Raw genomic sequence first — 12,337 nt, forward strand, 5'->3', positions numbered from 1 at the left:
TGGCAAGAGTCACACCTTCAGATACTTGCGCAGCGCGAAGAACGCGGCCAACGCCGGCATCAGCAGACTGGTCGCCAGGATGAGCGGAAGCTTCGTCAGGACGGCGTCCCAGCCGATGAAGTTGATCAGGCTCAGCTTCTCCGACAGGGCGAGTCCGTGGTCGATGATGAAGTACCGCGCCAGGATCAGGAAGCCGCACGCGAGACCGCCGCCGATGAGTCCGGCGACCGCGGCCTCCATGATGAACGGCGCCTGGATGTAGAAGCCGGAGGCGCCCACCAGGCGCATGATCCCGGTCTCGCGCCGTCGGCTGAACGCGGACACGCGGACGGTGTTCACGATCAGCATCAGGGCGACGACCAGCATCAGCGCCATCATCGCGAGGGCGGCGATGTTCATGCCCTCCAGCAGGCCGAAGAGGTTGTCCAGCAGGCCCTTCTGGTCCTGCACGGACTGCACCCCGTCACGCCCGTCGAAGGCGGTCGCGATGACCTGGTACTTCTCCGGGTCCTTCAGCTTGATGCGGTACGACTCCTGCATCTGGTCCGGCGTCAGGGAGCTGGCCAGCGGCGAGTCGCCGAACTGCTCCTTGTAGTGCTTGTACGCCTCGTCCTGCGACTCGTAGGACACCGTGTCGACGACCGACATCTTCTCCAGGTCGGCCTTGATCTGGCTCTTCTGGTCGTCGGTCACCGCGCCCTTGGCGCAGTTCGGGTCGGACTCGGCGTCGGACTTGTTGCACAGGAAGATGGAGACGTTGACCTTGTCGTACCAGTAGCCCTTCATCGTGCTCACCTGGTCGCTCATCAGGAGCGACCCGCCGAACAGGGCGAGCGACAGGGCGACGGAGACGACGACCGCGAAGGTCATCGTCAGGTTGCGGCGGAGACCGACGCCGATCTCCGACAGGACGAACTGGGCGCGCATGGCGTCTGATCAAGCCTTTCCGTGGAGCGTCAGTGCTGGTAGCCGTAGACGCCGCGTGCCTGGTCGCGCACGAGGCGGCCCTTCTCCAGCTCGATGACGCGCTTGCGCATCTGGTCCACGATGTTCTGGTCGTGCGTCGCCATCACCACGGTGGTGCCCGTCCGGTTGATCCGGTCGAGCAGCTTCATGATGCCGACGGAGGTCTGCGGGTCGAGGTTGCCGGTGGGCTCGTCGCAGATGAGCAGCTTGGGCCGGTTGACGAAGGCCCGCGCGATGGCGACGCGCTGCTGCTCACCGCCGGACAGCTCGCCCGGCATCCGGTCCTCCTTGCCGCCGAGCCCGACCAGGTCGAGCACCTGCGGCACGGACTTGCGGATCTCACCGCGCGACTTGCCGATGACCTCCTGCGCGAAGGCCACGTTCTCGGCGACCGTCTTGTTCGGCAGCAGGCGGAAGTCCTGGAACACGGTCCCCAGCTGCCGCCGGATCTGCGGCACCTTCCAGTTGGAGACGCGGGCGAGATCCTTGCCGAGGACGTGCACCTGCCCGTGGCTGGCCCGCTCCTCGCGCAGTACGAGCCGCAGGAAGGTGGACTTACCGGAGCCGGAGGACCCGACGAGGAACACGAACTCGCCCTTCTCGACCTCCAGGGACACGTCCCGGAGGGCTGGGCGGGTCTGCTTGGGGTAGACCTTGGACACGTTGTCGAATCGGATCACGGATGCACCACGGGTAGCCGGGGGTAGATGAGCGTGACCTTACGCGACCCGGGGAGGCGTGCGCAGTCACCGGAGGGGGTTGTGGAAGAGATGCGCCCTTTTGTTCCGGTGCCGGATGAGGGCAGCATCCCCAGGGGCGCGGGGCTGTGACATTTGCGGCTCCGCCGCGTCGGCGCGAGCGATCCCGAAGGCGCCGACGCGGCGAAGGCCCATGAACCACCCTCTCCGGGAGCGACCCGGCGCAGCTTCCGCAGGAACCTGGCACAGTGGAAGGGGAACGTTCACCCGGTGGTGGGCGTTGAACCCCACGAACAGGCGCGAGGAGGGCGAGCGCATGACGTACGACCGGCTGGTGTGCGCGAACTGCGCCGCGCCCGTGAGCGAGGGCCGGTGCCCCGTGTGCCGTGCGAACCGCGAGCGGATGCAGCAGGAGAACTTCTTCGCGGGGCTGACCCCGATGACCCTGATCGTCCTGCTGGCGGTGCTGGTCGCGGCGGTGGCCCTGCTCGCCCATCAGACCGTCTGACCAGGGCGGACAGGGAACCCACGGACACGGCGAGGGCCCGGAGCGCGGCGGCGCTCCGGGCCCTTGCGTCATGTCGTGCGTACGGTGCGTACGCGCGCTGCCACCGTCAGGCGGCGGCGCCGCGGCCGGACATCAGGCGCGGGAGCACCCGGAAGCCGATACCGCCGGCGATCATCGTGGCGGCGCCGATCACCAGGAAGGTGGTCTCGGCGGCGCCGGTCTCGGCCAGCTCCTTGCCGTTGCCCTGCGCGGAGGCCGCCGGGGCCTCCTCGCCGGTGTCGGTCAGGGAGGAGGAGCCCTCCTCCTGCGGGGAGGCACCACCGTCGGGGTCGAGGCCGCCGCCGGGGGCGGACTCGGAGGGCGCCTCGGAGGGCTCCTCGGTCGGGTCCTCGGTCGGGTCCTCAGTGGGGTCCTCAGTGGGGTCTTCGGTCGGGTCCTCCGTGGGGTCCTCCGTGGGGTCCTCGGTCGGGTCCTCCGTCGGCGGGTCGGTCGGAACCTCGGTGGGCGGGTCGGTGGGCTCCTCCGTCTCGCCCTCACCCGGCTCGTCGCCGTCGAGGCTCACACCGAGACCCAGGCCGAGGCCCGCGTCGTTCGCCTCGGCGCTCACGCCGATCTCGAGGGCGGAGGCGGCGCCGGCCGCCGTCAGCGAGGCACCGGCCGCTATCACGGCACCGGCCGCGATGCGTGCGACACGGATCCGCGTCTTCTTGGTCATGTGGTTGCTACCCCCAGTAGCTCATCGTCAGTGAGGCGGCGCCCGGGGCCGTGATCAACGGAGGTAACTGTGGTGAAACGCCCCCCGGTTCACATGCGCCCCAGAAATGCGCATGCCACGCGCCACCCTTCCCACTTTCCAAAAGAACGTCAAGGGCGTTGCGTACGCGATGTCCGGCTCCGCACGCTTTGCCGGACAGGGAAGCTGTGAGTGTGATGTAAATCCCGGACATCCCCGACACGACAAGGCAACTACCGCTTCGTAAGCGGCAGTTGCCTTGTCGACAAGTCGGTGTGCGGGCGGGCCTTACTTCTCCTGCTGCTTGCGCCAGCGAATTCCGGCCTCGAGGAACCCGTCGATCTCGCCGTTGAACACGGCCTCCGGGTTGCCCACCTCGAACTCCGTGCGCAGGTCCTTGACCATCTGGTACGGGTGCAGCACGTACGAACGCATCTGGTTGCCCCAGGAGTTGCCGCCGTCGCCCTTGAGGGCGTCCATCTTGGCCTGTTCCTCCTGGCGGCGCCGCTCCAGCAGCTTGGCCTGGAGGACGTTCATCGCGGTGGCCTTGTTCTGGATCTGCGACCGCTCGTTCTGGCAGGAGACCACGATGCCGGTGGGGATGTGGGTGAGGCGCACCGCCGAGTCGGTGGTGTTGACGCCCTGCCCACCGGGTCCGGAGGACCGGTACACGTCCACCCGCAGCTCGGACTCGTCGATCTCGATGTGGTCGGTCTGCTCGACCACGGGGAGCACCTCGACGCCCGCGAAGGACGTCTGGCGGCGGCCCTGGTTGTCGAAGGGCGAGATGCGCACCAGGCGGTGCGTGCCCTGCTCGACGGAGAGGGTGCCGTAGGCGTACGGGGCCTGCACGGAGAAGGTGGTCGACTTGATGCCGGCCTCCTCCGCGTACGAGGTCTCGATCAGCTCCGTCTTGTAGCCGCGCTGCTCGGCCCAGCGCAGGTACATGCGCTGGAGCTTCTCGGCGAAGTCGGCGGCGTCCACGCCGCCCGCCTCGGCGCGGATGTTGACCAGCGCCTCACGGGAGTCGTACTCGCCGCTGAGGAGGGTGCGGACCTCCATCTCGTCCAGTGCCTTCTTGACCGACGTGAGCTCCGACTCGGCCTCCTCGCGGGTGTCCGGGTCGTCCTCCTCCTCGGCCATCTCGAAGAGCACGGCGAGATCGTCGATCCGCGAGCGCAGGGCTTCGGCCTTCCTGACCTCCGCCTGGAGGTGGGACAGCTTGCTGGTGATCTTCTGCGCCTCGTCCGGGTTGTCCCACAGGGACGGCGCGGCCGCCTGCTCCTCGAGCACGGCGATGTCTGCCCTCAGCTTGTCGAGGTCCAGGACGGCCTCGATCGACTCCATGGTCGAGGAGAGGGACTTGAGCTCTTCGGATACGTCGACGACTGCCACGCCCTCCAGCGTAACGGCTTCCCGCGGCGGGCCATGCCGGGCGGGGGCGCCCGGCTCCCTCCCCCTGTTCCGGGGGCTGCGCCCCCGGGCCCCTTTTTTGCGCAGTTCCCCGCGCCCCTGGGGGTCGTCCCTCCGTGGCCCTGCTGGTGGGTGCCGGGTGTTTCCCTCCCGTACCTGGGGGCTACGCCCCCAGACCCCCTTCGCGCAGTTCCCCGCGCCCCTGAGGGGGTGACCGCCCGCGTCCCCCGAGGGGGCGCGTACTCCGTCGTCCCTGAGGGAGTCGTCCTCCCGCGTCCCTGAGAGCGGGAGGCCCCGCCTCCCTGAGGGGGCGTGCTCGGTCGTCCCTGAGGGGGTCGTCCTCCTGCGTCCCTGAGGGGGGCGTGCTCAGCGTCCCTGAGGGAGTCGTCCTCCCGCGTCCCTGAGAGCGGCGTCCCCCCGCCTCCCTGAGGGGGCGTGCTCGGTCGTCCCTGAGGGAGTCGTCCTCCCGCGTCCCTGAGAGCGGCGTGCTCAGCGTCCCTGAGGGAGTCGTCCTCCCGCGTCCCTGAGAGCGGCGTGCTCAGCGTCCCTGAGGGGGTCGTCCTCCTGCGTCCCTGAGGGGGGCGTGCTCCGTCGTCCCTGAGGGGAGCATGCTCCCCCGTCCCCGGGGGGCGTTCCCGCGTTTCTAAGGGGTGGCCGGGGCCGAGTTCTCCATGTCCGGGGGTGGGGGCGGGGTGTCGTCCGTCGTGGTCAGCCAGGTGGCTACTCCTGCTGCCGCGAGGAGGGTCGCCGCCACCGCCAGGGTGAGGCGGCGGCGGCGCGTCACCGCTCGGTTGCGGGCCGAGCCGGGGCGCGGGGCGCCCGCCGCCCGGGGGGCGCGGGCCGTGCCGCGGGCTCCGCCGGCCAGCTCGTCCGGCGCGGGGACCCGCATCGACGTGTGCGTGTCACGGTTGGAGTCGGACGGTCTGGCGCCCGGCACCAGCGGGACCGCGCCCCGGCGGCGCACCGGCTGTCCGGCGGCGGGGGCCGCGCCGGACAGCTCCTCGGCGGCCTCCTCGGCCTCGTCGGTGTCCGGCTCGTCCACGTCCAGCGGCGGCATCCCGGCCAGCAGCGGCAGCAGCTCCCGCAGCCGGGCGGCCAGCTCGGAGGCGCGCAGACGCGAGGCGGGTGCCTTCGCCAGGCACTGCACCAGCAGCTGCCACAGCTCGTCCGGGATGCCGGGCAGCGGCACCACCGTCTCGGTGACGTGCCGGCGCAGCACGGCCCCCGGGTGGCCGCCGCCGAACGGGGTGAAGCCCGCGAGCAGCTCGTACAGGACCGTGGCGAGGGCGTAGATGTCGACGGCGGCGCGCGGCGGGAGTCCCTCGACGATCTCGGGGGCCAGATAGTCCGGCGTTCCGATGATCTTCGAGGCGCGGGTGCGGCGCGGGGTGTCGATGAGTTTCGCCACGCCGAAGTCGGTCAGCAGGGCGCGGTGCGAGCCGCCGGGGCCGAGCGGGCCCTGCATGTCCAGCAGGACGTTCTCCGGCTTGACGTCGCGGTGGACGACCCCGGCCGCGTGCGCCGCGGCCAGGCCGTCCGCGACGTCCGCGGCGATCGCCACCGCGGCCTCCGGGGCGAGCCTGCGCTCCCGGTCCAGCCGGGTGCGCAGGTCCGTGCCCCGGACCAGGTCCATGACCAGCGCGAGGTCGTTGCCGTCGACGACCAGGTCCCGCACGGACACCACGTGCGGATGCTCCAGACCCAGCAGCGCCGTCCGCTCCTGCACGAAGCGGCCGACGAGCTCCTGGTCCGAGGAGAGATCCTCACGCAGCAGCTTGATGGCGACGGGCCCCTCGGGGCCCTCGCCCAGCCACACCGTGCCGGCGCTGCCCCGCCCGAGGATCTGATGGGCGGTGTACCGGCTGCCGATTCTCCGTGCCAAGACTGCTCCTACCGACGCGTGTTGCCGCCAAAGCTACGCGTCCGGACAGGTGACCTTCACCGGAGACCCGGAAATCGGCCCCCAGATGTCGACAAATCGGCAGACGAACCTAGTTCGCCGGGTCCGAGGGGCCGCCCAGGTCCTCGATCCAGCCCGTGACCGAGCCGAACCAGTCGCTGAGCTGGTCCCAGTAGCCCTTGCCGGTGCCGATCCAGTCCTGGAGCGGGCTCAGCTCCCAGATCAGCCAGCTCGCCACGAACAGGATGAGCAGCGTGAACAGGCACCCCTTCAGGCAGCCCAGGCCGGGGATGCGCATGGGGTTGGCGCTGCGCTGCCGGGGCTGGCGCGGCTCCCGCGCGGGGCGCTGCGGCTCCGGCGGGGGCGCGTACCGCTGCGGCGGCTGGGGCGCCTGTCGGCGCCCGCGCTCCGGCGGCGGGGCGTACTGCTGCGGCTGGGGCTGCTGCGGCGGGGGCTGCTGCGGGTAGCCGTACCCGGGGCCGGGCTGCGGCTGCTGCTGGGGGTGGCGCTGCGGCGGCTGCTGCGGCGGCCGGGCCACCTGCCGCTGGGGGCGGCGGCGCAGCGGGTCCTGGTTGGGGTCGAGGTACTGCACCTGGGTCTGCTCGTTGCGGTCGCGGGCCGCGCGGAGCTGGTTCTGCCAGGGGTGCGGGTCCTCGGGGCCGCCGGCGTGCTGCCCCGGCGGTACCGGGGGCATCACGGCCGTGGGGTCGGCCGCGCCGGACGGGCCGGTCTGCGGCAGGACGCTGGTCGCGGCGTTGGGGTCGTAGGCGCCGTTCGGGTTCTGCGGCAGCACCTGCGTGGGGTCGGAGGCGCCGGGGGCGGACGGCTCGCCGGGGACCTGCGCCGGGGCGGGGTCGGGGGCGAGGAGCGCGCCGACGTTCTCCGCGGCGGAGATCTGCGCCGAGTTGGCGTGCACGCCGATGCCCTCGGCGACGACCCGCAGGCCGCGCGCGAGGTTCTCGGCGCTGGGCCGCTCGTCGGGGTTCTTGCGCAGGCAGCGCTCGATGACCGTCCACAGCGGGTCGGGCACGGTGGACGGGCGGCGCGGCTCGGCGCTCAGGTGCTGGTGCAGCACCTCCAGGGCGGACGCGCCGGAGAACGGCGGACGCCCTGTGACCAGCTCGTACAGCAGGATGCCGGCGCCGTAGATGTCGACGGCGGAGGTCTGCGGGCGGCCCTCGGCGGACTCCGGCGCGATGTACGCGGGCGTGCCGACGAACTCGTGGGTGCGGGTCAGGCCCGGGGAGTCGGCGAGGCGCGCGATGCCGAAGTCGGTGAGCATCGGGTGCATCTCACCGCCGTGCTGCTTGAGCAGGACGTTGGCGGGCTTGAGGTCGCGGTGGACCACGCCGTCGGCATGGCTGGCCCCGAGCGCGTCGGCGATCTGCGCGGTCAGCAGGGCCGCGGCGACGGGGGTGAAGGGGCCGTTCTCACGCAGGTAGCGGTGCAGGTCGGGACCGTCGATGAGGTCCATGACCAGCGCCAGCAGCTCGCCCTCGACCACCAGGTCGCGGACCCGGACGATGTTGGGGTGGGTGAGCCGCAGCAGGACCGAGCGCTCCCGCAGGAAGCGCATCACGATGTCGGCGTCGCTCGCGAGCTCTTCCTTGAGGACCTTGATCGCCACGGTCTCACCGGGCTGGCCCGGCACGGCCGCCTCGGCGCCCGCGGTCTCCCGCTGGCGTGCGCGCCAGACGGTGCCCGTGGCGCCGCGTCCGAGCGGCTCCTCGAGCAGGTACTTGCTCCCTACCGGCCGCACGTCATGCGCTCCCTGCTGCTTGCTGGCTGGCTGGCGTACACCGTGGTCCACCCTGCTGCGGAATGTTCCGACCCACTGTAGTGCCGCCGCACGGGATACCGGCCGGTCGACTTCTGCGTCGCCCTGTGCTGGGTCTTACGCACCGGTTCCTGTTCCTGTTCGACGGTTTCGGCGGCTCCGCTGATTTCCCCGCGGATTCCGCGTGTGCGGAGTCTGCCGGAAAGACGCCCGACTCTGTCCGTTGGTTGCCGCGGGCCGGACGTGACCGATCTCAAGTCGGCGCGGAACGATCATCCGCGCATCACTGGTCAGGCATTTTTACGGGCAGAGCCGACCAATCAAGATCATTTGATGCCCGGAGGCGGGCGCGCTGTCGGTGACAGGTGCAAGGATGCGGGCAGTACTGGCCGTACGTGCGCGTGTGGCGGTGGGGGAAGTCCGCGGAGGGGGACCGCGGGACCGCTTCGTCCCCCGTGTCGCGGGCGCTCGCGCAGAAGGGACCGCTGACGGCGATGCAGATCCGGCTGACCGTCGTAGACCCGCTGGGCCCCTCCTCCCCCGTCCGGGAGCGGGCCGTGAGCTGTGACGTGCTGGTCACGGCGCCCGCGGGCACGGCTCTCGCCGCGGTCGCCTCCGCGCTCGCCTCGGCCGTCTCCGGCGGCGACGGCTCCTCCGGCTCCTCGGGCGCTCCCGTGCTCTACGCCGGTGACCAGCGCCTCGACGCCCAGCGCTGCACGCTGGGCGAGCCCCCGCTGATCGACGGCGCGGTGCTGGCGGTGGGCGCACCGGGCGAGCCCGAGCCGCACCCCGAGCTGGACGCCGCACCCACCCGGCTGCACGTGGTCGCCGGGCCCGACGCGGGCGGGGTGCATCTGCTGCACGGCGGGGAGATCCGCATAGGCCGCTCCGCCGACGCCGACGTGCCCCTCGACGATCCGGACGTCTCCCGGCTGCACTGCGCGGTGACGGTAGGCGCGGACGGCCGCGTCTCCGTCGCCGACCTCGGCTCCACCAACGGCACCACGCTGGACGGCCGTCCCGTCGGCGCCCGCCCGGTGCGGCTCACCCCGGGCGCGCTGCTGCGCATCGGCGAGTCCGCCCTGCGGCTGACCCCGGCGGAGGGGCCGTCCGCCCGCACGGCGACCACCCCGGACGGGGAGGGTCACGTACGGGTGCCCGGGCCGCTCACGGCCCAGGCGGCGCGCGATGCGGCGGGAGCGCCGGGTCCGGCGGACCTCGGGGGCGCACCCGAGGGGCCGCGCGCCCCGACCCACCACGCCCACGGCTCCGCGGACCGGGCCACCCCCGCCCGCGCCGCAGCCCCTCCACCGGGGCCCGTCTCCCGTGTACCGGAGCAGGGCGGCCCCCCGGAGGCCGAGCGGCGCGACGGCGGAGGCCAGGGACGGCGCACCGTGCGGATCGCCGCCCAGGGGGACGTACCCCGGATGCCGCAGGGGCGGCGGGTCTCCCGGCCCGTCCCGGCCGACGAGACGCACGCGGGCCGGGGGGAGGCGCACGATCTGTACGCCGACCCCGTGCACGGCCAGACGCGGGACGAGGCGCCCACCGCGCACCCCGCACCGCACGCCTCGGGACCGGCGCCCGTCGGCCCCACCGGCCGCACCACCGGCGACGCCCGCGACGGGCGGTACGCCGACGCGACCGCCGCGCAGACCGCCGGCACCCCCGACGGCACCCGCAAGGGCACCCCCGTCCGGGGCACCGACGTCCCCGAGCCGCCGCGGGCGCGCAAGCGGGGCGGGATCGGCGCCTGGGCGCGGCGGCTCACCGGCGGGCGGACCGAGCGGGACGCCGACGCGGCCTTCGACGACGAGCCGCCCCAGGGAGCCGGGTACGCCCCGGTGCCCGCCGTCCCCGCGCAGCCCGAGACCTGGCCGGACCCGGCCACCCTGCTGCTCACCGCGCTCGGCCCCGGCCCCCGGCTGTGGGAGCGCGGGCCCGGCCACCCCGAGGCGCTCGCGGTGCGGCTCGGCACCGCCGACCGGCCCGCGCCGGACGGCTCCGGTCTGCTGCCCGTCGTCCCCGTGACGGTGGGGCTGCGCGAGGTCGGCGCGCTGGGGCTCGCCGGACCGCGCGAGCGGCTCTCCGGGCTGGCCCGCGCCGCGCTCGCCCAGCTCGCCGCGCTGCACTCCCCCGACACGCTGGAGATCGTCCTGATCGCCGCGGACCCGTCCCGTCCCTCGGACGAGCGCACCGCCGAGTGGTCCTGGCTGGGCTGGCTGCCGCATCTGCGGCCCGGGCACGGCCAGGACTGCCGGCTGCTCCTCGCCCACGACCGGGAGCAGGCCGCGGCCCGCGCCGACGAGCTGCTGCGCCGTCTCGCCGACCACGACCACGCGGGCGCCCCGGCCGACGCCGGTCCGTTCACGGTGGTCGTGGTGGACGGCGACCCCGGCGGCGCCGACGTGCGGGACGCCCTGGCGCGGCTGGCGGTGGAAGGGCCGCACGCCGGTGTCCATCTGCTGTGCCTCGCCGAGACGCCCGCCGCCTCGCCCGCGTCCCCTTTGACGGAGACGTACGAGGCGGCCTGCGCGGCGGCTCCCGCGTTCCGTGACTGCGGGGCGGTGGCGCTGCTCAGCGGGGACGTGGCGACCGCGCTCCGGCTGCTGCGGGTGGCGAGGACCGGCGACGGCTCCCCGCCCGGCCCGGTCGGGCACGGCACCCTCGCCACCGTGGACGCGGTGTCCGCGGCCTGGGCCGAGCGGTTCGCGCGGGCGCTCGCGCCGCTGCGGACCGCGGCCTGGGCCGAGCGGTTCGCGCGGGCGCTCGCGCCGCTGCGGCCGGACGGCCCCGCGGCCGGACCCCACCCCCGTGTGTCGGCGCCGTTGCCTCCGTCGGCGCGGCTGCTCGACGAACTGGGTCTGGCCCGGGCCACCCCGGCGTCGCTGATGGCCCGCTGGGCCGACGCGGCCGACGACACCGGTGAGCTCGGCGGGCGCGCCACCGCCGTCCTCGGGGCCGGCCCGCGTGGACCGGTCACCGCCGACCTCGCCGCCGACGGACCTCACCTCCTGGTCGAGGGCCCGTCCGCCAGCGGCCGTACGGAGCTGCTGCGCGCGGTCGTCGCCTCGCTGGCCGCGGCCGAGCGGCCCGACCGGCTGGGCATCGTCCTGGTCGACGGGCGCGGCGGACCGGCCGCCGGGGCCGGGGCCGGGGCCGGCGAGGGCCTGCGGGTGTGCACGGACGTGCCGCACGTCTCCACCCATCTGAGCGCCGACGACCCCGTGCGGATGCGGGAGTTCGCGCAGTCGCTGAGCGCGGAGCTGAAGCGGCGGGCGGAGCTGCTGGGGCGTTCGGACTTCGCCGAGTGGCACACCGGACGGGAGCTGGCGGACCGGATGGTCGCCCAACGCACGGCCGCGAACGGCGACCTGGACAGCCCGCCCAGTGCGACCGTGCGGCTGCGGCCGGGCGCGGACCGGCGCAAGACGCAGGCCGCGCCGGCGCTGCCCCGGCTGGTGGTGGTCGTGGACGACCTCGACCAGCTGGTCTCGCCCCCGCTCGGCGCGCCCGGCCGGCCGGCCGCGGGGTCGGTGATGCGGGCGCTGGAGGCGGTGGCGCGGGACGGCGAGCGGCTCGGGGTGCACCTGGTCGCGGCGACCGCGCCGTGTCCCCGGACGGCGCAGACCGAGCCGGTGAAGCAGGCGTCGCTGCGGGTGGCGCTGGACGCGCCGGTCGTCGGGCGCGGGCCGGACGATCCCGCGCCGGGGCGTGGCCGGCTGGTCCGTGCGGACGGGCGGGCGACGGAGTTCCAGGGGGGCCGGGTGACGGGGCGGATTCCGCGTACGGCGACGCTGCGGCCGACGGTGGTGCCGCTGGAGTGGCACCGGATGGGCGACCCCCCGGCTCGGCGGCAGGTCCGCGAACTCGGCAACGGGCCCACGGACCTCGCGCTCCTCGCCAGCGCCCTGGACCGGGCGGCCCGCCAGGTCGCGTCCCCCCGGGTGCCGTCGCTCTTGTAGCGGCTGCCCTCCGGGGCGCGGGCGACGAACCACCCGCAGCCAAGCGGGGCGCGGAAGCGCCCCCCAGGGGCGCGGGGAACTGCGCGACCAGCCACCGACCACCCGCACCCGACGTCGACAAGGTGCGAGGCACGGCACGCAAGGAACCGAACCCTCCCTCACGGCGCTAGCCAGGCCCCGCCTGCGCCCACCCTCCCCCGCTCTCGGCTTCGCTCGAGCGGGAGGTACCCCCATCGCCCCAAGCGGCACGACTGCCCGCAGCTGCGACGCCCCACAGGGGCGCGGGGAACTGCGCGACCAGCCACCGACCGTCCGCAGGCGGCCTCGTACGTGACGCCTGGTCACGACGTGGTCACGATCGACGAGTTGACACCGGA

The 12,337-nt window shown here is 73.8% G+C and carries 8 protein-coding genes; 2 read left to right on the forward strand and 6 right to left on the reverse strand.

Going from position 1 to position 12,337, the window contains the following annotated elements; all coding sequences use genetic code 11:
* Nucleotides 1–9: 9 nt before the first annotated feature.
* Nucleotides 10–927, reverse strand: coding sequence for a permease-like cell division protein FtsX (ftsX, locus tag ACF1AG_RS04920; RefSeq protein WP_033277538.1), 918 nt, complete (start codon nucleotides 925–927; stop codon nucleotides 10–12).
* Between the two features lie 29 nt (nucleotides 928–956).
* Complete coding sequence (gene ftsE, locus ACF1AG_RS04925; protein WP_006132401.1) at nucleotides 957–1,646, reverse strand: cell division ATP-binding protein FtsE; 690 nt, start codon at nucleotides 1,644–1,646, stop codon at nucleotides 957–959.
* Between the two features lie 334 nt (nucleotides 1,647–1,980).
* On the opposite strand from ftsE, the gene ACF1AG_RS04930 reads away from it, so the two are divergent.
* A complete protein-coding gene (locus ACF1AG_RS04930; protein WP_019525816.1) occupies nucleotides 1,981–2,172 on the forward strand; it encodes a hypothetical protein in 192 nt (63 codons plus the stop codon).
* A 106-nt stretch (nucleotides 2,173–2,278) separates the two neighbouring features.
* Here the strand turns inward: ACF1AG_RS04930 and ACF1AG_RS04935 are convergent, their stop codons facing one another.
* The 4 genes from ACF1AG_RS04935 to ACF1AG_RS04950 form a co-directional block, all read right to left on the reverse strand.
* Complete coding sequence (locus ACF1AG_RS04935) at nucleotides 2,279–2,887, reverse strand: hypothetical protein (protein WP_359603796.1); 609 nt, start codon at nucleotides 2,885–2,887, stop codon at nucleotides 2,279–2,281.
* Nucleotides 2,888–3,193: 306 nt separating this feature from the next.
* A complete protein-coding gene (gene prfB, locus ACF1AG_RS04940) occupies nucleotides 3,194–4,300 on the reverse strand; it encodes a peptide chain release factor 2 (protein ID WP_359750471.1) in 1,107 nt (368 codons plus the stop codon).
* Nucleotides 4,301–4,961: 661 nt separating this feature from the next.
* Nucleotides 4,962–6,200, reverse strand: coding sequence for a serine/threonine-protein kinase (locus tag ACF1AG_RS04945; RefSeq protein ID WP_359750473.1), 1,239 nt, complete (start codon nucleotides 6,198–6,200; stop codon nucleotides 4,962–4,964).
* 109 nt (nucleotides 6,201–6,309) lie between these two features.
* Entirely contained in the window at nucleotides 6,310–7,977 is a 1,668-nt protein-coding gene (locus ACF1AG_RS04950) for a protein kinase (RefSeq protein WP_359602269.1), read from the reverse strand.
* A gap of 512 nt (nucleotides 7,978–8,489) precedes the next feature.
* Between ACF1AG_RS04950 and ACF1AG_RS04955 the strand changes: the two genes are divergently transcribed.
* Nucleotides 8,490–11,960 (forward strand): FHA domain-containing protein, encoded by a 3,471-nt coding sequence (locus ACF1AG_RS04955; RefSeq protein WP_391809330.1) that lies wholly within the window; start codon nucleotides 8,490–8,492, stop codon nucleotides 11,958–11,960.
* Nucleotides 11,961–12,337: the final 377 nt, after the last annotated feature.

The sequence above is a fragment of the Streptomyces sp. NPDC014764 genome, assembly GCF_043082785.1.
Classification (GTDB): Bacteria; Actinomycetota; Actinomycetes; order Streptomycetales; family Streptomycetaceae; genus Streptomyces; species Streptomyces althioticus.

Excerpts from the sequence above, each read along its gene's own strand:
- ftsX (WP_033277538.1), bottom strand. The coding sequence starts at position 927 with ATGCGCGCCCAGTTCGTCCTGTCGGAGATCGGCGTCGGTCTCCGCCGC.
- ACF1AG_RS04930 (WP_019525816.1), top strand. The coding sequence starts at position 1,981 with ATGACGTACGACCGGCTGGTGTGCGCGAACTGCGCCGCGCCCGTGAGC.
- ACF1AG_RS04935 (WP_359603796.1), bottom strand. The coding sequence starts at position 2,887 with ATGACCAAGAAGACGCGGATCCGTGTCGCACGCATCGCGGCCGGTGCC.
- ACF1AG_RS04955 (WP_391809330.1), top strand. The coding sequence starts at position 8,490 with ATGCAGATCCGGCTGACCGTCGTAGACCCGCTGGGCCCCTCCTCCCCC.